Consider the following 16,822-nt stretch of genomic DNA (forward strand, 5'->3'; position numbering starts at 1 on the left):
CCGATCTCGAGCGAGGTGATGGCGCGCATGCGCAGCTCATCGGTCATCATCTTCAGACGGGTCAGCGAGCGCACGCGAGCCACCAGCACGGCATCCGCGACGGGCTTGGTGAGAAAGTCATCGGCGCCGGCTTCGAGGCCGCGCACGCGATCCGATGGCGAATCCAGCGCGGTGACCATGACCACCGGAATGAAGTGCGTCTTCGGATTGGCCTTGAGGCGACGGCAGACTTCGAAACCGTCCATGTCGGGCATCATGACGTCGAGCAGGATCAGGTCGCATTCCGAACGCGCGCAGACTTCCAGCGCCTGTGCGCCGTTGGACGCGGTGACGACGTCGAAATATTCCGCCGAGAGACGGGCTTCCAGAAGCTTGACGTTGGCGGGGATGTCATCGACGACAAGAATACGCGCTGACATAGGGAACTCCCTAACCGATGAACCGTCGAACGGTTTCGATAAATTTTCCGACCGAAATGGGCTTTGACAAATAGGCTTCGCAGCCGCCTTCGCGGATACGCTCTTCGTCGCCCTTCATGGCGAAGGCTGTGACGGCAACGACGGGGATCATGCTGATTGCAGGATCCTTCTTGATCCAGCCGGTCACTTCGAGACCGGAGACCTGCGGTAGCTGAATATCCATGAGGATGAGATCGGGGCGGAGCGAGCGGACCAGATCGAGCGCTTCATAGCCATTGCTCGTGCCGACTGTCTGATAGCCATGGGCTTCCAGCAGGTCACGGAAGAGCTTCATGTTGAGCTCGTTGTCCTCCACGATCAGGACGGTTTTTGCCATCCCGCCCTCCAATCCCGACTGAACGGTCTTGTATGCGCGGGGCATGATTGCCCTGCGTCACCGGCACTGCGATTTCCGAAGCGAACTTCCGAATTCACTTCGGCCACCCGCCGAAGTGCCCATGTACCGCGCGCATCCCACCAACTGGAATCGCCCCGGTGACTCGGGCATGATGATTCAAAATAGAGACGATAAGTTACGGAAAGGCAAACACGCATGATGAAAAAGCCCAAGCGCCACCCCAGTGAAGTCGCTGAAATCGTTGCGATTCAGGCGCTATCCTTTGTCGCGGGGCAACCCGATCGGCTGGGCCTGTTCCTCTCCGAGAGCGGAATCGGTCCGGAGACCCTCCGCTCGGCTGCAAAGGACCCGCAGTTCCTCGTCAGCGTGCTCGATTTCGTGCTGCGCGATGACGAGACCGTGAAAGCGTTTTCGGCATCGTCGCAACTGGACCCCACCACCATCGCCGCCGCGCGGCAGGCGCTCGATCCCCGCGGGCAGGAATTTACGTGAGCCCCTCCCCGTCAGAGCTGAGCGGACCGCGCTGCTTCTGCCGGGATTGCCTTGTCGATCTGGATGTTCGCGTGAAGCGCTGCACCGCCTGCGGCTCGCCGCGCCTGGTGCGACACCACGCACTGCCCGCGCTGACGCTGGCGCATATCGATTGCGATGCGTTCTATGCGACCGTGGAGAAGCGCGATAACCCCGCGATCGTCGATCAGCCTGTCATCATCGGCGGCGGCAAGCGCGGCGTGGTGTCGGCGGCCTGTTACATCGCCCGCACCTATGGTGTGCGCTCGGCGATGCCGATGTTCAAGGCGCTCGATCTCTGCCCCGATGCCGTCGTGGTGCGGCCCGACATGGCGAAATATGTCCGCGTCGGCCGCGAGGTCCGTCACGCCATGCAGGCGTTAACGCCGCTGGTGGAGCCGCTGTCGATCGACGAGGCCTTTCTCGATCTGTCCGGCACGCAGCGCGTGCACGGCATGATCCCCGCCAAGGTGCTGGCGAAATTCGCCGCCGACATCGAGCGCACTGTCGGCATCACGGTCTCGGTCGGCCTGTCGGTGAACAAGTTTCTCGCCAAGATCGCCAGTGATCTCGACAAGCCACGCGGCTTCGCCACACTCGATCAGGACGACGCCGTGGCCATGCTCGCCGACAGGCCCGTCAGCTTTATCTACGGCGTCGGCCCGGCAACCGCGGAGAAACTCTCGCAGCGCGGCTTTCGCAAGATCAGCGACATCCAGAAGGCCGATGAGACCGACCTGATGAAACAGTTCGGCGGCGAAGGCCGCAGGCTGTGGCGCCTCGCCCGCGGCATCGACGATCGCCTCGTGGTCGCCGACCGCGGCGCCAAGACGATCTCGAACGAAACCACATTCAACGAAGACATCGGCGACTTCGCCACGCTCGAGAAAATCCTGTGGCGGCTCTCGGAGAAGGTCTCCTCGCGACTGAAGAGCAGTGAACTCTCCGGCACCACGGTGACGTTGAAATTGAAGACCGCGGATTTCCGCCAGCGCACCCGCTCGCAATCGATCCAGTCGCCGACGCAGATGGCGGCGCGCATCTTCGATATCAGCCGCGAGATGCTGGCGAAGGAAATCGACGGCACGGCCTTTCGCCTGATCGGCACCGGCGTCAGCGCGCTGAAACCCGGCGCGGAAGCCGGAGATGACAACATGCTCGACCGCCGCTCGTCTCATGCCGAACGGGCGATGGACGATCTCAGGAAGAAGTTCGGCAGCGCCGCGGTGATCCGCGGCATTGCCTATGACGGGCCAGAGAAGCCGCGGACTTCCGAGAAAAGCTGAGCCCCTCATCCTGAGGAGACGCTTTTTCAGCGCCGTCTCGAAGGATGGCCGCCCCCCCCCAGTCATGGTTCGAGACGCGCGCCGAGTGGCGCGCTCCTCACCATGAGGGCAGAGTTTGTGGCTAGCCGAACACGTCCTGCAGCTCGCCGTCCCTGATCACATCCACGCCGTCCAGCGTGATCGTTGTCTTGAAGATCGGCAGATCGAAATGCCCCGCCGTGTAGCGGCCCGCGAATTCGTTGGCGCCGGTGGAGAACAGGAAGTTGCCCGCCACCGCGCGGATTTCCGTGCCGTTGGTGTCGCGCTGGTCATACATCTGCAGCGCCTCGTAGCGCGCATTGGGGTTCATGCCCCAGCCCACATGCGACACGGCGTAGGCTTCGCGATCGCCCCAGGCGGCCAGATAGCGCTTCATCATCTCGGCGTCGGCGCCCTCGCCCGTGAGTTCGGTGACGTAGTCGTCCTTGAACAGCATCCGCACCGGCGACGTCAGGTAGCGCTTGAAGGTCAGATTGATATCGCCTGCATCCATCACCACAGTGCCGTTGATGGTCTTGCTCTTCGGGAAGCTCACCACGATGCCGCCCGGCCAATGCGCCAGCGTGCCCGGCTTGTCGGTCCAGCCCCAGACGCCGACGGTGGCGGCGCCTTCCATGTTGATGTCGAGATCGGTGCCCGCCTTCGACGTCACCTTCATGTGCTTCGTGCCGCGCAGCATCTTCGCCGCCGCGCGCACGCGCTTCTCGAGCGCCGAGTCCGGCACCATGCGCTCGAGCGCTTCGGGATGCTCGTTGGAGATCACTAGAATGCGCGCGCCGGCCTTGAGAATCTCCGGCGTCTCCTTCGCATGCATCAGGCCCTCGATGGTGCAGTCGACCACGAAGCCGGCCTGCTGCAGCGCTGACACCACCGGGCCAAGCTGCTGGATCGCCTCGGACGCGCCGGTGGAGCGGATCGGCACGACCTGCTTGTTGCGCGGCGTCGGCACCACGACGTGGAACGGCCGCGCGCCCATGCGCAGCAATGCCAGTTCGGCGATGTGGACATTCAGCGCGCGCGATTGCGTCTCGGAGAGGATGGCGGCAGTGTCGCCGGGCTTGACCGCGCAGCGTTCGAAGATCTCGCAGAATGCGTCGATCCATTTCGCCTCGATGCGATCCGCCAGCATGCCGTTTCTCCGTGTTTTTAAGCGATTATGATTGGATGATAAGCGCCGTCATGTTATATGAAAAGGAATATTTTTAATCTTGAAGGACAGTCTGGCGCTGTATTTTGAGCAGTCCCTGACGTCGCGGAGCGGCGAATCCCATGGCCTTTGACAAAACGGCGTTTGACAAGACGGCGCATGACAAGGTCGCAGACGACAAGCTCCCGGACAAGGCGCAGGCGGTCAACCCCGCCACCTTTCGTCAGGCGCTGGGCCAGTTTCCGACCGGCGTCACCGTGGTCACCGCCACCAGTGGCGACCATCCCGTCGGCATGACCGCCAACTCCTTCTCGTCCGTGTCGCTCGATCCGCCGCTTGTACTGTGGAGCGTCGCAAAATCCTCGCCGAGCCACGATCCCTTCGTCGCGGCAGATGCGTTTGCCATCCACTTTCTCGGCGCCGATCATGGCGAGCTGGCGATGCGCTTCGGCCGCCGCGGCTCCGACAAATTCGCTGATATCGCGCATGCACCGGGCATCAGCGGCGCGCCGCTGATCGAGGGCCTCGCACCGATCTTCGAATGCAAGACGTGGGCACGCTATCCCGGCGGCGACCACACCATCCTTGTTGGCGAGGTCGTGCATTTCGTCGAGCGCAATCACGATCCGCTCGTCTTCCACTCCGGACAACTCCGCCGCATCGACAAGGCACAGCCGCGGACGCCGGCTCTGGCCAGCAACAGTTTTGCACGCAGCTACCTGTCCTATCTGCTGGCGCGCGCGAGCTTCAATGTGTCCAGCACCTTTCACGCCCGGCTCAAGGAGTGGGACCTCACGGTGCCCGAATGGCGCGTGCTGGCCTGCCTCGCCGATGTCGAGGGCCTGTCGGTCGGCGAACTCGCGGCAATGGCCTTGATGAAGCAGCCGGGCCTGACAAAAGTGCTCGACCGCATGGAGCGCGACGAGCTGCTGAAGCGCAAGAGCACGTCGAACGATCGCCGCCGCGTCACCTTGTACCTCACCGCCAAGGGTCGCGCGCGCGTCAAGCCCGTGCAGAAGGCTGCGCTCGAACATGAGGCGGAACTGCTGAAGCGCTTCAGCGACGACGAGCGCGCGACAATCAAATATACCCTCGATCTCCTGATCGACAGCGGCATGTCGGATGTGACGGACGAGTAGAGCCTACACATCCATCAAACAAAAATGCCCGGCACAAGGCCGGGCATCATCGAAATCTTTCAAACCGAAGCGTCGTTACTTGATCGGCGCGACGACCTTGCCCTTCAGCTCGGAGACGTCGAGCTTCTTCGGCAGCATTCCGGATTCGACATAGGTGTCGAGCATCTTCTGGATCGCGTCGAAATTCGGCGCAGCGCCCGGATCCCTGGCGAAATCATTGTCCTTGAGCAGATAGGTTTCCAGCACCGGGATCGGGGCTTTCATCACTTCGTTGACGACCTTCAGGGTTTCGTCGCGGTTGGCCAGCGCCTTTTGCATGCCCAGCGTCAGGTCACGCACATACATCCTGGCCAGTTCCGGATTCTTCTCGATGAAGTCGGCACGGCAGGCTTCGAGGATGTGCACGATGCCATCCTGCTGCTGCGACAGCGAGAACAGCTTGCGGGTGCCACCCTTGGCTTCCATGCGCGCGGCGAACGGCTGGTTCATCACGGCGGAATCGACGCGACCCGAACGCAGCGCTTCTTCCGAGAGGGCGAAGCCGACTTCAACCAGCTTAACGTCCTTGGCCGGATCGAGGCCGGCCTGCTTCAGCAGGATCGCCATCGGGCCATAGATGCCGGAGCCGAGCGTATTGATCGACATCGTCTTCCCCTTGAGGTCGGCGATGGTCTTGATCGGTGAATCGTCCTTCACGGCCCAATAGACGGAGAAACTGCCCGGCTTCTCGAACACGTGCTGCGCGACGATGGAGGCCTTGAGATTGCCGCTCTGCACGCCCTGCGCCAGTGCCAGCACCGATTGCGTCGCGCAGTCCAGCGCGCCGGCGGCGAGTGCCTGCGTCATCGGCGCAGTGCCTTGAAACTGCACCCACTCGATATTGTATTTCTTGCCGAGATCCGCGAATTCCTGCGGACGCTTCATCATCCAGTATTTGGATTCTTCGGCCGGAATGGTCCAGCCAACCTTGATGGTTTGTTGGGCAAATGCCGAGCCACTGCTCAGCAACGCGCCCAGCGCGAGAGCCGCCACAACGCCACGCTTCGATGCGATCCGCTTCATCCTGAATTCCTCTGTTTTCAGCGACCCGGCCGCAATCAGAAACGAATGCAATTCTCCTGCCGAAGCGCTCCCCGCTCACAATTGTTTCATGCTTCAAATGAACGCGCAATATGCCTCGCTATGGGCTATATTGAAGCAGACTGGTCGGACTGCCAGCCCGGGAATTGATTCACCATGAGCAATGACTCCTTCTTCTCCGATCTCCTCGCATCCATCTCGGAACGCGGACGCACGCTGCTGCGGCTCGGCCCTGCATCTGTCGATCCCAAACAGAACGCATCGGATTTGATCGAACTCTGCGCAGAGCTTTTGTCAGGACGCGGCGAAGCATCGGGCACGGTCCTCGCGCGCGGCGTGCTCGACCGCTATAAGAGTCTCGACGAGGCCGGCCGCCTCACCTTCTTCGAGCACCTCGCGCAGAATTACGGTCCGGATCGCGACAAGCTCGAAAAGGCCATCGAGGCATGGCGCGCCAAGCCGACCGGTGACGTCTCCGGCGAATTGCATTTCGCATCCGAGCCGCAGCGGCAGGAACTATTTCGCCGGCTGAACCGCGCGCCGAACGCGACCAGCGAACTCGTGAAGATGCGTGAAGATCTTCTCGATCTGAAGAATGGTAACAAGGATCTCAACGCCGTCGATCGCGACGTCGTCCATCTCTTGGCATCGTGGTTCAACAGGGGATTTCTCGTGCTGCGCAAGATCGACTGGTCCACGCCCGCCAATGTGCTGGAAAAAGTCATCAAGTATGAGGCGGTGCATGAGATCCACGACTGGGACGATCTGCGCCGCCGCATCGATCCCGCGGATCGCCGCTGCTACGCGTTCTTCCATCCCGCATTGGTCGATGAGCCGCTGATCTTTGTCGAGGTTGCGCTCACCGAAACCATTCCGGGCGCCATCGCGCCGCTGCTGGCGGTCGATCGCCAGCCGGTGCCCATCGAGCGTGCCCGCACCGCGGTGTTCTATTCGATCTCCAACTGCCAGCGCGGTCTCGGCGGCATTTCGTTCGGCAACTTCCTGATCAAGCAGGTGGTCGAGGAACTGCGCCGCGAATTGCCCAAGCTCGACACTTTCGTGACGCTGTCACCGGTGCCGGGCTTCATGAAGTGGCTCAAGAAGGCCGATGACCTCAACCTGTCCAATGAGGACCAGGCGCTGGTCGACATGCTCGCTGATCCGCTATGGGTGCACGACACAGCGCTGACGGCGCAGCTCAAGCCCGTGATGGAGCACCTCGCCGCGCATTACTTCCTGAAAGCCAAGAGCCCGCGCGGCGGCCCGATCGATTCCGTCGCCCGCTTCCATCTCGGCAATGGCGCACGGCTGGAGCGCATCGACTGGCTCGGCGACACCTCGGCCAAGGGCCTGCGCGAGTCCGCCAGCCTGATGGTGAACTATCTGTATCGTCTCGACGATATCGAGAAGAACCACGAGGCCTATGCCGATCATTACGAGATCGCGGCATCGAGCGCGGTGAAGAAGCTGCTGAAGAGCGAAGGTGGCGCTGGCCTGCGTCTGCTGGACAGCATGCGGCTGACAAGGGCGGAGTAAAGCTCAGTGCGTCACACTCTCCCGGCCTGCGGGGAGAGTGTGAGCCCTGCTCACTTGCAGGGCTTGCTGTCCTTCACATTGAACTTGCTCATGGCGCCGCCGATGACGAAGTCATTGTAGTCCAGCACCAGGGACCGCGAGACGCCGTTCTCAAAGAGTTCAAACGACATGGCATAGACCGGCATCTGCTCGCCGCCATCGGAGGATTTTGCCGATTTGTCGTAATAGCTGACGGTCACCGGCCAGCGCGTCAGCTTCTTCATGCCGTCATCGCCCGTCGAAGGATCGGGTTCGGTGACCTTGCGGTCACCGGGGATCGCCTGCCCGATGATCGTGAGCGTGCTGTAGACTTTCTCGCCGGTATCCGAACCGTCATAGACATTCAGTTCCAGCACCGACTTGCCCTCGCGGGCGGCGGCGATGATGCGGTGAATTTGTTCGGTCGGAAATACGGTCGAGCCATCCAGCGTGAAGGTCTTGGCCACTGGCTGCTTCAGCTTGACGGTGACGTGGTCGCCCTCGCGTTCCGCCATGCCATCGACGGCGCTGGCATCGCCGTCATTCATGCGGGTGTCGATCTTGAAGCGATAGCTCTTGCCGTCGCCGGCTTCCCAGCTGGTGGAGCGCAGATCGCTCAGCGTGGTCTTGTCCTCGCCGCTATTCAGTTCGGAGACCTGGCGGAAATCCGACGTGTAGCCTTCGCAGGCGCTGCCGGTGAAATTATAGAGGATGCGGCCGCTGGCGCTGTTGACGCTGGCATTGCCGCGCGACTTCAAGAGCTTCAACTCATACAGCGCCTGATGCGCCACGAACGGCGTGCCCGCAGCGGGGGGAGCCGCGAATGCCGACACCGGCGCCACGAAGGTCGCCATGGTCAGTGCCAGCGAAGCAGCCTGGAGGCGCGAAACGGAGGAAATGCGGCGCATGGGGTTTCCCTGGATTCTCGAACTACAACAATAAAGAGCGCCCTATTGCGTCGCAACTACGGCCACGCCGGATTGGCACTGTGGAAATGCCATATTCTGCAGCAAATCTCACCGAATCCGCACTGTTACGGCGGCGACCCGGTGTCGCCCGATCGTCACTTGCGTGGCGACGCGGTATGGGTGAAACAGACGGTGCCTGAACCCTTTGGGGACCTTTGTTCGGGCACTTCATCAATCATTTGGGGAATCACGATGGCAGGAACGGTCGAGCAGAAACTCGCGGATTTGGGGGTCAAGCTTCACGAGCCGGTGAGCCCGGTGGCGAACTATGTCGGCTTCGTCCGCACAGGTAATCTGCTGTTCGTCTCCGGCCAGATCTGCATGGGCGCAGACGGCCAGCTGATCGCCAAGGGCAAGCTCGGCGCCGGCGTCACCCTCGAACAGGGCGTCAATGCGGCGCGCGGCTGCGCCATCAACATCCTGGCCCAGGTCAAGGCTGCGCTCGGCGATCTCGACAAGGTGGCCCGCGTCGTTCGTCTCGGCGGCTTCGTCAATTCGACGCCGGATTTCATTGACGCGCCGAAGATCATCAATGGCGCGTCGGACCTGATGGTCGCCGCCTTCGGCGACAAGGGCCGGCATTCCCGCGCCGCTGTCGGCGTTGCCTCGCTGCCCGCGGATTGCGCGGTCGAGATCGACGCCGTGTTCGAAGTCATCTAGCTTTTCGTTTTGAAGCGTTTTCTTCACGCGAACCGGTATCCACTTCGCTTGAAAACGCTCTGATGCAGGACAATCCCGATGCGCGCACCTGACTGGCTCATCGCCCGACCGGTCGCGCATCGTGGCCTGCACGACCCTGCCCGCGGCATCATCGAGAACATGCCCGGCGCCATGCATGCCGCCATCGCAGGCAATTTCAGCATCGAGACCGATGTGCAGCTCACCGCCGACGGCGAAGCGATGGTGCATCATGACGATGAACTCGGCCGCCTCACCGAAGGCTCCGGTCCCCTGCTCGCGAAGACATCCGCCGAACTCAAGCAAATTGCCTTCAAGGATACGCCGGAGCGGATGATGTCGCTCGGCGATCTGCTCGCGCTGATCGATGGCCGCGTCGGGCTCGTGATCGAGATCAAGAGCCATTTCGATGGCGACCGCAAACTCGTGCGCCGCGTCGCCGATATTCTCAGAACCTATCGCGGGCCCGTGGCCTGGATGTCGTTCGATCCCGATCAGGTTCTCGCGATGCGCCAGATCGCCCCCGGGATCCCGCGCGGCATCACCGCCCAGCGCACCTATGACGCTGGCGAGTGGCTGACGCTGACGCAGGCCCAACGCGACGGCATGCGCCATCTCCGCCATGCCTTCCGCACCCGCCCGCATTTCGTCTCCTACTGGGTCAAGGAACTGCCCGCCCCGGCGCCCTGGATCGCCCGCAATATTTTTGGCTGCGCGCTGCTGACCTGGACCGTGCGGACGCCGGAACAGCGCGCCATCACGGCCCGCTATGCCGACCAGATGACGTTCGAGGGCTTCGTGCCGGAGAGCGCGCAGGATGGGTAGAGTGCAGCGAAAGCCATCGCTTTCCTGCCCGCGCGTGGGCCCTTGAAGTGACGGGCGCGATGCACAATCTTAGGAGCGGTCACCGCGACGGTTGATCGCACATGACCGGTTCAAGTGATTGATGACGTCATCGGATATTACCCTCGAAGCAGTGGCGTCCATCAGCCAGATTCCGGCCACGGACTGGGACGCCTGCGCCACCGGCCGCGCCGATCTCGGCGGGGTCGAACGCCTCGACACATTGGCGCCGGCGAGCAACGGTTGCAGCTCGAAGCCCATCTACAACCCTTTCGTGTCCCACGCCTTTTTCACGGCCGTCGAGAAATCGAATTCGGCCTGCGCCCGCACCGGCTGGGGTCCGCGGCACCTGATCGCCAAAAGCGAGGGCCGCATCCTTGGTATCGTGCCCTGTTATCTGAAATCCCACTCGCAGGGCGAATACGTGTTCGACCGCGGCTGGGCCGACGCCTATGAGCGCGCGGGCGGGCAATATTACCCGAAACTACAGGCCTCGGTTCCCTTCACGCCGGCCGCCGGACCGCGCCTCCTGATCCGCGACGGCGTCGACGTGGAACGCGTCGCCACAGCGCTGGCCGGCGGCCTCGTCGGCCTGTGCGACGCCACCGATGCATCGTCGGTTCACGTCACATTCGCACGCGAGAGCGAATGGCAATTTCTTGGCCAGCGCGGCTTCCTGCAGCGCACCGACCAGCAGTTTCATTTCCACAATGACGGCTACGGCAGTTTCGACGATTTTCTGGCGACGCTGAATTCACGCCACCGCAAGGCGATCAAGCGCGAACGCCGCGATGCGCTGGCCAATGGCATCACCATCCATCCCCTCACCGGCAGCGACATCACCGAGGATGCCTGGGACGCGTTCTTCGCCTTCTACATGGAAACCGGCTCGCGCAAATGGGGGCGCCCCTATCTGACACGCGCGTTTTATTCGCTCATTGCCGAGAGCATGAGTGATGATGTCGTGCTGATCATGGCCAGACGCGACGGCAAATGGATTGCCGGCGCGATCAACTTCATCGGCTCGGACACGCTGTTCGGCCGCCACTGGGGCGCCATCGAACATCATCCGTTCCTGCATTTCGAGGTCTGCTATTATCAGGCCATCGACTTCGCCATTCGCCGCGGATTGAAGATTGTCGAGGCCGGCGCCCAGGGCGAGCACAAGATCGCACGGGGCTATCTGCCGCAGACCACCTATTCGGCGCATTACATCGCCGATCGCGGACTGCGTCAGGCCGTCGGCGAATATCTTCAGCGCGAGCGCGAATATGTCGCGGAGGCCGTCCGTGAATTGACCGAAGCCGGCCCGTTCCGGAAGACCGACGAGCAGGATTAAGCCGTCTTGACCAGGTCACGTCTGGCGGCGACAGTCCCCGAAATTCTCCGGAGGATTCCATGACCGCGTATGACCCCAACAACATCTTCGCCAAGATCCTGCGCGGCGAATTCCCCTGCTACAAGGTCTATGAGAACGAGCACGTCCTGGCTTTTCTGGACATCATGCCGCGCTCGCCCGGCCATACGCTGGTGATACCCAAGGCGCCCGCGCGCAACATCTTCGACATCACGGCGGACGACTACGCCCATGTGATCCGCGCCGCCCACAAGATCGCCGCCGCCTGCAAACACGCCTTCAACGCCGACGGCATGACCGTCGCGCAATATTCGGAAGCCGCCGGCGGTCAGGTAGTGTTTCACCTGCACATGCATGTGATGCCGCGCCACGACAATGTCGGCCTGCTGCCGCCGGCGTCGCGCAAGGAAGACCCGAAAGTGCTGGAAGACAACGCGACCAAGCTGATCGCGGCACTGGCGGCGTTGTAGCCACGAACTCCGCCCTCATGGTGAGGAGGCGCCCATCTCGGGCGCCGTCTCGAACCATGATTTAGTTTGCGGCCATCCCCAGCGAATGGCTTCGCCATTCGCTGGGAGACGCGACCAAGAGGTCGCTCCTCAGGATGAGGGCAGAGAGCGGGCGGCCGAGCCCTACTCCGTCTGGAAATCACCCGGCTGCGGCGGCGCCAGCGGCGTGAATTCGCAGCGGTCGGGCTTCACGTCCAGGAGCGGCGTCTCGTCGAGACAATCGAGCCCGCGTACCAGCACGGTCGATCCCTCGATTCCCACCAGCTTCACCATCGACGTGCCCAGCGGATTGGGCCGCACCGGCGTGCGCAGCGAAAAGATACCGCGGGCATTGCCGTCGTTCTTGGGGCTCTGCAGCACCAGGTCGCGGCGCGACAGATGCAGCCAGTAGATCACTTCGAGATACTTGTAGAGATCGAGGTCCTTCAGCCCCGGCACCCACGGCTCGAAGATCTCGAGCCGGCACACCGGGCCGTCATGGCGGCCCTGTCGCGGCGTTTCCAGCCGCGACGTCCATGGCGTGCGGATGCGCCCGATATAGACGAGGCCCGCATGGTTCGGCTTCGGTGCATCGACGGCGAGTTCGCCGGCGCGGATTTCGCTTTCACGAACCATTGGTCACCGTTCCTGCACCCTGTCGATCAATCCAGCGAGATGTTCTGCGCCTTGATCACCTTCGACCACCGCGCCCGGTCTTCGTCAACGAATTCGTTGATCTCCTTGACGCTCTTCGGCCGCAGCACGGGAAAGCCGATCTTTTCCAGCGAGGCACGGAACGTGTTGTCGTTCAGGGCGCGATCCATACTGGCCATCACGGTCCTGACGACGTCGTCCGGCAGTTTCGACGACCCCGCCAGGCCGAACCAGACGCCAACCTGATAATCGGGATAGCCGCTCTCGATCACGGTTGGCACGTCAGACAGATCCGGGCTGCGTTCTTTCGAACTGACGCCGAGCGGCCGCAGCAGGCCGGCCTTCACCGGCGGCAGCGCCGTGGAGAGCGTGTCGAACATCACCTGGATATTGCCGGAGAGAAGATCGGTCAGCGCCGGCCCCGCGCCCTTGTAAGGCACATGCGTCATCTCGACGCCGGCAATCTGCTTGAACATCTCGCCTGCGAGATGAATGGTGCCGCCGGTGCCGGCCGAGCCAAAATTCAGCTTGCCCGGATTGGCTTTCGCGTAAGCCACGAATTCCTTCACCGTCTTGGCCGGCACGGACGGATGCACCTCCATCACCACAGGCAGATCGGTGACCACCGTCAGCATGCGCAGATCTTTCTGCGGATCGTAGGACAGCTTTTTGTAGAGCAGTGGATTGAGCACCATGATCGACGCGGCTGTGACGAACAACGTGTAGCCATCGGGTTCTGCACGTACGACCGCTTCGGCGGCGATGGCGCCCTGCGCGCCCGGCTTGTTCTCGACGATCGTCGGCTGCTTGAGGTCGCGGCCGAGATAGTCCGCGACCAGCCGCGCGAGCACATCCGTCGGGCCACCCGCTGCGTAAGGCACCACGAGCTTGATCGTGCGCGTGGGATATTCCGCCGCACGGGCGAGCGGCGCGGCAACGGCCATCGCAGCGATGACAAGGCCGGATATCAGGGCAGAACGCGCGCGCAATTTCATATCATCTCCCAACCGATTATTTTTTAAGTTGGGCGGAGACTATCGCGTTCACGCAGTCATACAAGGCCGATACAGCCTGACGCTGCCGCCTATCAACCCAGGATGTATTTGCCGGCGACCATCACCAATTCGCCGCATGCGACGCCGAGGAAGATCGAGCGCCTGAAAGCGACGAAGACGACGAGACCGACAGCCACCGCGCCATAGCGCAACGGCGGTGGAATACTTGCCAGCGCGCCGGGCGGCACGACAAGAATTTGCGCAATGACACCGGCGAGGATCGCAGTGGCCACCGCCCTCACCCAGACCAATATCTCGGACTCTTCGTCAACGCCGCCGCCGAGCCACAGACCGAGCATGCGCCAGACTTCATTGGGCAGGAATCCCGCCAGCAGCAGCACAAGGAGCGCGTGCCAGTCGCCGATGAAGTCGCTCATCGCCGCCTCCAGCGATGCACGCCATAGGCGATGGTCCCGGCGGAGACGCCCGATATCAGGATGTCGACGCCGGTGTTGAACATCGACACGACAGGAAACAGCGCGAGGCCGAGCACGAGCGCCACGACATCGGCGAGCTGCTTGCAGTTGCGTGCGGTGGACAGCAGGAACGCCAGCGGCGTCAGCAGCAGGATCGCCGCGCCGAATAGCGGCGGCAGATTGGCCGCGAGGTGATAGCCGATGAAGGTCGCGGTCAGCGACGTCGAGACGAGGCCCACTCCGAGCCCGTTGACGAAGGCGATGCGTCGCTCGCGCGGGACCTGCGGCATCAACCGGAAGCACTCGACCCACAGCGTCACCGCGATGAAATGCGATGGCAGGATCAGTTGGCGCTTTTTGGTATCCGGCATGCGCAGCATCGGCAGCACCGACACCACCATGGGAAACAGCCGGATCGCGCTCACGGTCACCGCGAGCGCCGCCTGAATCACCGTGGCGCCGGAGCCGAGCGCGACGAGAAGAATGATCTGCGCGGGACCCGCCCAGACGAATAACGTGCTAGCCAGTGCCCAGAACAGGCTGAAATGTGTGTCATGGGCGAGTGCGCCGATGCCGACATAGGTCGCGAACAGCACCAGCGTCAGGATGGTCCTGGCGATCGACCCCATCCCGAACAGGAAGGCGGCTGCACTGCCCTGCCATCTCGGTGAATCCAGTGCAGGAAGCGCCACGGTATCCGCATGTTATTGATTGATCCGACCTGCCATAGGCGGCCGAAATCCGCAGCCGTCAAGATCGCGGAATGCATGGATCGGCAGCGTCACCCTCTGCCATTGCGCAGCACCAGACAGCCCTGCCCGGCACGACGGATCTTGCCGCAGAGATCGTTGGCCTCATCGCGCGTGTCGGTCCCGATTCTCACTTGATAGAACGTCCGCGTGCCGCGGCTGCGAAACAGCGAGTTCAACAAGTTCGGATCGCGATCGCCGACCACGGAACGCAGCCGTAGCATCACCCGCGCATATTGCATCAGCGCGCGATCGCGATTGAATCCGGCAGCCAGTTGCACACCCCATGGCCGCGCTTCGCCAAGCTTCACGCGCGCTTCCAGTTGCGTCACGAAGGGATTGGGCGCGCGCTGCAGCAGCGCCATCAGTTCGCGACAGCTCGACGTCGCGGCACGCGGCGGCATCTTGCCGTTGCGTCCGGCGGCCTGCCAGTCCTCGACCGTCGCGCCGGTGATCGCGGAGACATAGTTGCGGGTCTCAAAGGGCATGTATCCCTTGCCGTCGAGCCAGTCCTGGACGCGGCGCGGTCCCGCATTATAGGCCGCAGCCGCGAGGCCGAGATTGCCGAACTGGTTGCGCAGCTCGCTGAGAAACTCCGCCGATTTCGGCAGCGCCTGCACGGGATCGAACGGATCGAGCAAACGCCGCTCATCGGCCGTGCCCGGCATGAATTGCGCGATGCCCTGTGCGCGCTGGCCATTGCGCGTCACGGGACCCACGGCATCGGGCTGAAACCGGCTCTCCTGCCAGATCACGCGGGCGAAGAACTCCAGCGGCAGATCGTTGGCCCGCGCTGCGGACTCGATCATCAGACACATCGACTCGCGGGCAGCGCTGTCTCGCGCCAGATTGGGCTTCTCCGGAGCCGTCATTGGCAGCATCCGGTCCGCGCCGGGCTTGGCCAATTCGCTGACCGGGAGCTCTTCGGCGCGCCCGCCCGCGACCGGCGCAAGCAACAGCGCCCCGAGGCAAAGTATCCGGCCGATGATCCTTCCGAGCGCCATGCCTGATCCCATGCGGTTTCCCCGCGCCTTGACAGCGAGACCCCAGCAGCTAGCTATGAACGAAAGACGGCGAAACCGGGAGCGCAAACAATGGCCGACACAGGCGACGACAAATCCGGCTTTGCCAGCGACGACGATGTTCCGATCCAGTATATGGCCCGCACCCGCGCCTATTATCAGGCGATCGGTTATGACGTTCCCTATCGCTGGGCCCATCACATCGACGCGCCGTTCCAGCCGCTGACGAAGCCGCTGGCGCAATCGCGCGTCGCCATCGTCACCACCGCGGCCCCCTTCGATCCCGCCAAGGGCGATCAGGGTCCGGGCGCGCTCTATAATGGCGGCGCCAAGTTCTATCAGGTCTATGACGGCGATACGTCGGTCGATCACGACCTGCGCATCTCGCACATCGCCTATGACCGCGTGCATACGAGGGCGGATGACAGCGGCACCTGGTTTCCCCTGCCCGCGCTGCGCGATCTCGCGGCATCGGGCCGCATCGGCAGTGTCGCACCGCGCTTCTATGGCGCGCCGACCAATCGCAGCCATCGCGTGACCCTTGAGACCGATGCGCCGGAGATCGTGAAGCGCGCGAAGGCCGATGGGGTCGACGTCGCCGTGCTGGTGCCGAACTGCCCGGTCTGCCACCAGACCATCAGCCTCGTGGCCCGCGAGCTGGAGGCCAACGGCATTGCCACCGTGGTGATGGGTTGCGCCAAGGACATCGTCGAACACGCTGCCGTGCCCCGCTTCCTGTTCAGCGACTTCCCGCTCGGCAACTCCGCCGGCAAACCGCACGACAAGGCCTCACAGGCGCAAACCCTGGAACTGGCCCTGCGCCTGCTGGAATCCGCCGTCGGTCCGCAGACCACCCTGGTGTCGCCGCAGCGCTGGGCCAGGGACGCCGTGTGGAAGCGCGACTACAACAATGTCGCCCTGCTCAGCGCCGAGGAACTGGCCCGCCGCCGGGCCGAATTCGACAAGCAGAAGGACATTGCCCGGGGATTGCGCGAGACGGCTGCCTGAGCCGCCCCGCGAG

The 16,822-nt window shown here is 62.9% G+C and carries 19 protein-coding genes; 9 read left to right on the forward strand and 10 right to left on the reverse strand.

All coding sequences use genetic code 11. The features are described 5' to 3' along the window. Both ACEK02_RS29670 and ACEK02_RS29675 read right to left on the reverse strand, forming a co-directional pair. The coding region (locus ACEK02_RS29670) for a response regulator (RefSeq protein WP_371425022.1) at positions 1 to 419 on the reverse strand (419 nt) is incomplete at its 3' end. Positions 420 to 429: 10 nt separating this feature from the next. Then, positions 430 to 795 carry a response regulator gene (locus ACEK02_RS29675; protein ID WP_068732379.1) on the reverse strand — a complete coding sequence of 122 codons (366 nt, stop codon included), beginning with the start codon at positions 793 to 795 and terminating at the stop codon, positions 430 to 432. A gap of 219 nt (positions 796 to 1,014) precedes the next feature. Here ACEK02_RS29675 and ACEK02_RS29680 point away from each other — a divergent pair, with 219 nt between their 5' ends. Together ACEK02_RS29680 and ACEK02_RS29685 are read left to right on the forward strand one after the other, a co-directional pair. After that, a complete protein-coding gene (locus tag ACEK02_RS29680; RefSeq protein ID WP_371425045.1) occupies positions 1,015 to 1,308 on the forward strand; it encodes a DUF3572 domain-containing protein in 294 nt (97 codons plus the stop codon). Then, positions 1,299 to 2,612 (forward strand): DNA polymerase IV, encoded by a 1,314-nt coding sequence (locus ACEK02_RS29685; protein ID WP_371425046.1) that lies wholly within the window; start codon positions 1,299 to 1,301, stop codon positions 2,610 to 2,612. Before ACEK02_RS29680 ends, ACEK02_RS29685 begins: the two co-directional genes overlap by 10 nt. Before the next feature lie 121 nt (positions 2,613 to 2,733). On the opposite strand, the gene ACEK02_RS29690 is transcribed toward ACEK02_RS29685, so the two are convergent. Further along, positions 2,734 to 3,780: a peptidase M29 gene (locus ACEK02_RS29690; RefSeq protein WP_371425023.1), complete on the reverse strand. Its 1,047-nt coding sequence runs from the start codon at positions 3,778 to 3,780 to the stop codon at positions 2,734 to 2,736. Between the two features lie 140 nt (positions 3,781 to 3,920). Here ACEK02_RS29690 and ACEK02_RS29695 point away from each other — a divergent pair, with 140 nt between their 5' ends. Then, a complete protein-coding gene (locus ACEK02_RS29695) occupies positions 3,921 to 4,937 on the forward strand; it encodes a flavin reductase (protein WP_371425024.1) in 1,017 nt (338 codons plus the stop codon). Positions 4,938 to 5,012: 75 nt separating this feature from the next. Here ACEK02_RS29695 and ACEK02_RS29700 read toward each other — a convergent pair whose 3' ends face one another. Further along, positions 5,013 to 5,999 (reverse strand): ABC transporter substrate-binding protein, encoded by a 987-nt coding sequence (locus ACEK02_RS29700; protein ID WP_068732554.1) that lies wholly within the window; start codon positions 5,997 to 5,999, stop codon positions 5,013 to 5,015. 174 nt (positions 6,000 to 6,173) lie between these two features. On the opposite strand from ACEK02_RS29700, the gene ACEK02_RS29705 reads away from it, so the two are divergent. Further along, positions 6,174 to 7,553: a malonyl-CoA decarboxylase gene (locus ACEK02_RS29705; RefSeq protein ID WP_371425025.1), complete on the forward strand. Its 1,380-nt coding sequence runs from the start codon at positions 6,174 to 6,176 to the stop codon at positions 7,551 to 7,553. A gap of 50 nt (positions 7,554 to 7,603) precedes the next feature. Here the strand turns inward: ACEK02_RS29705 and ACEK02_RS29710 are convergent, their stop codons facing one another. Then, positions 7,604 to 8,425, reverse strand: coding sequence for a cell envelope integrity EipB family protein (locus ACEK02_RS29710; protein WP_371425047.1), 822 nt, complete (start codon positions 8,423 to 8,425; stop codon positions 7,604 to 7,606). A 306-nt stretch (positions 8,426 to 8,731) separates the two neighbouring features. Between ACEK02_RS29710 and ACEK02_RS29715 the strand changes: the two genes are divergently transcribed. The 4 genes from ACEK02_RS29715 to ACEK02_RS29730 all read left to right on the forward strand — a co-directional run bounded on the left by ACEK02_RS29715 (position 8,732) and on the right by ACEK02_RS29730 (position 11,887). Continuing rightward, positions 8,732 to 9,199 (forward strand): RidA family protein, encoded by a 468-nt coding sequence (locus ACEK02_RS29715; protein WP_089263740.1) that lies wholly within the window; start codon positions 8,732 to 8,734, stop codon positions 9,197 to 9,199. A 78-nt stretch (positions 9,200 to 9,277) separates the two neighbouring features. Then, positions 9,278 to 10,042, forward strand: coding sequence for a glycerophosphodiester phosphodiesterase (locus tag ACEK02_RS29720; RefSeq protein WP_371425026.1), 765 nt, complete (start codon positions 9,278 to 9,280; stop codon positions 10,040 to 10,042). Positions 10,043 to 10,163: 121 nt separating this feature from the next. Beyond that, positions 10,164 to 11,399, forward strand: a complete 1,236-nt coding sequence (locus tag ACEK02_RS29725) for a GNAT family N-acetyltransferase (protein WP_371425027.1) — start codon at positions 10,164 to 10,166, stop codon at positions 11,397 to 11,399. A 59-nt stretch (positions 11,400 to 11,458) separates the two neighbouring features. Next, on the forward strand, positions 11,459 to 11,887 hold the full coding sequence (locus ACEK02_RS29730) for an HIT family protein (protein ID WP_371425028.1): 429 nt from the start codon (positions 11,459 to 11,461) through the stop codon (positions 11,885 to 11,887). Between the two features lie 162 nt (positions 11,888 to 12,049). Here ACEK02_RS29730 and tsaA read toward each other — a convergent pair whose 3' ends face one another. From tsaA to ACEK02_RS29755, 5 genes are all read right to left on the reverse strand, one after another. Further along, a complete protein-coding gene (gene tsaA, locus ACEK02_RS29735) occupies positions 12,050 to 12,541 on the reverse strand; it encodes a tRNA (N6-threonylcarbamoyladenosine(37)-N6)-methyltransferase TrmO (protein ID WP_371425029.1) in 492 nt (163 codons plus the stop codon). A 26-nt stretch (positions 12,542 to 12,567) separates the two neighbouring features. After that, positions 12,568 to 13,554 (reverse strand): Bug family tripartite tricarboxylate transporter substrate binding protein, encoded by a 987-nt coding sequence (locus ACEK02_RS29740; RefSeq protein ID WP_371425030.1) that lies wholly within the window; start codon positions 13,552 to 13,554, stop codon positions 12,568 to 12,570. Between the two features lie 92 nt (positions 13,555 to 13,646). Continuing rightward, positions 13,647 to 13,991: an AzlD domain-containing protein gene (locus ACEK02_RS29745; protein WP_371425031.1), complete on the reverse strand. Its 345-nt coding sequence runs from the start codon at positions 13,989 to 13,991 to the stop codon at positions 13,647 to 13,649. Continuing rightward, positions 13,988 to 14,722, reverse strand: coding sequence for an AzlC family ABC transporter permease (locus ACEK02_RS29750; protein ID WP_371425032.1), 735 nt, complete (start codon positions 14,720 to 14,722; stop codon positions 13,988 to 13,990). The genes ACEK02_RS29745 and ACEK02_RS29750 overlap by 4 nt, the downstream gene beginning before the upstream one ends. Before the next feature lie 89 nt (positions 14,723 to 14,811). Beyond that, positions 14,812 to 15,795, reverse strand: a complete 984-nt coding sequence (locus ACEK02_RS29755; RefSeq protein WP_371425033.1) for a transglycosylase SLT domain-containing protein — start codon at positions 15,793 to 15,795, stop codon at positions 14,812 to 14,814. A 78-nt stretch (positions 15,796 to 15,873) separates the two neighbouring features. On the opposite strand from ACEK02_RS29755, the gene ACEK02_RS29760 reads away from it, so the two are divergent. Continuing rightward, positions 15,874 to 16,809: a glycine/sarcosine/betaine reductase selenoprotein B family protein gene (locus ACEK02_RS29760; RefSeq protein WP_371425034.1), complete on the forward strand. Its 936-nt coding sequence runs from the start codon at positions 15,874 to 15,876 to the stop codon at positions 16,807 to 16,809. The last annotated feature ends 13 nt before the right edge of the window (positions 16,810 to 16,822 follow it).

The organism is Tardiphaga sp. (assembly GCF_041424195.1).
GTDB lineage: Bacteria > Pseudomonadota > Alphaproteobacteria > Rhizobiales > Xanthobacteraceae > Tardiphaga.

Excerpts from the sequence above, each read along its gene's own strand:
- ACEK02_RS29675 (WP_068732379.1), bottom strand. The coding sequence starts at position 795 with ATGGCAAAAACCGTCCTGATCGTGGAGGACAACGAGCTCAACATGAAG.
- ACEK02_RS29680 (WP_371425045.1), top strand. The coding sequence starts at position 1,015 with ATGAAAAAGCCCAAGCGCCACCCCAGTGAAGTCGCTGAAATCGTTGCG.
- ACEK02_RS29690 (WP_371425023.1), bottom strand. The coding sequence starts at position 3,780 with ATGCTGGCGGATCGCATCGAGGCGAAATGGATCGACGCATTCTGCGAG.
- ACEK02_RS29695 (WP_371425024.1), top strand. The coding sequence starts at position 3,921 with ATGGCCTTTGACAAAACGGCGTTTGACAAGACGGCGCATGACAAGGTC.
- ACEK02_RS29700 (WP_068732554.1), bottom strand. The coding sequence starts at position 5,999 with ATGAAGCGGATCGCATCGAAGCGTGGCGTTGTGGCGGCTCTCGCGCTG.
- ACEK02_RS29705 (WP_371425025.1), top strand. The coding sequence starts at position 6,174 with ATGAGCAATGACTCCTTCTTCTCCGATCTCCTCGCATCCATCTCGGAA.
- ACEK02_RS29710 (WP_371425047.1), bottom strand. The coding sequence starts at position 8,425 with ATGGCGACCTTCGTGGCGCCGGTGTCGGCATTCGCGGCTCCCCCCGCT.
- ACEK02_RS29715 (WP_089263740.1), top strand. The coding sequence starts at position 8,732 with ATGGCAGGAACGGTCGAGCAGAAACTCGCGGATTTGGGGGTCAAGCTT.
- ACEK02_RS29720 (WP_371425026.1), top strand. The coding sequence starts at position 9,278 with ATGCGCGCACCTGACTGGCTCATCGCCCGACCGGTCGCGCATCGTGGC.
- ACEK02_RS29725 (WP_371425027.1), top strand. The coding sequence starts at position 10,164 with ATGACGTCATCGGATATTACCCTCGAAGCAGTGGCGTCCATCAGCCAG.
- ACEK02_RS29730 (WP_371425028.1), top strand. The coding sequence starts at position 11,459 with ATGACCGCGTATGACCCCAACAACATCTTCGCCAAGATCCTGCGCGGC.
- tsaA (WP_371425029.1), bottom strand. The coding sequence starts at position 12,541 with ATGGTTCGTGAAAGCGAAATCCGCGCCGGCGAACTCGCCGTCGATGCA.
- ACEK02_RS29740 (WP_371425030.1), bottom strand. The coding sequence starts at position 13,554 with ATGAAATTGCGCGCGCGTTCTGCCCTGATATCCGGCCTTGTCATCGCT.
- ACEK02_RS29745 (WP_371425031.1), bottom strand. The coding sequence starts at position 13,991 with ATGAGCGACTTCATCGGCGACTGGCACGCGCTCCTTGTGCTGCTGCTG.
- ACEK02_RS29755 (WP_371425033.1), bottom strand. The coding sequence starts at position 15,795 with ATGGGATCAGGCATGGCGCTCGGAAGGATCATCGGCCGGATACTTTGC.
- ACEK02_RS29760 (WP_371425034.1), top strand. The coding sequence starts at position 15,874 with ATGGCCGACACAGGCGACGACAAATCCGGCTTTGCCAGCGACGACGAT.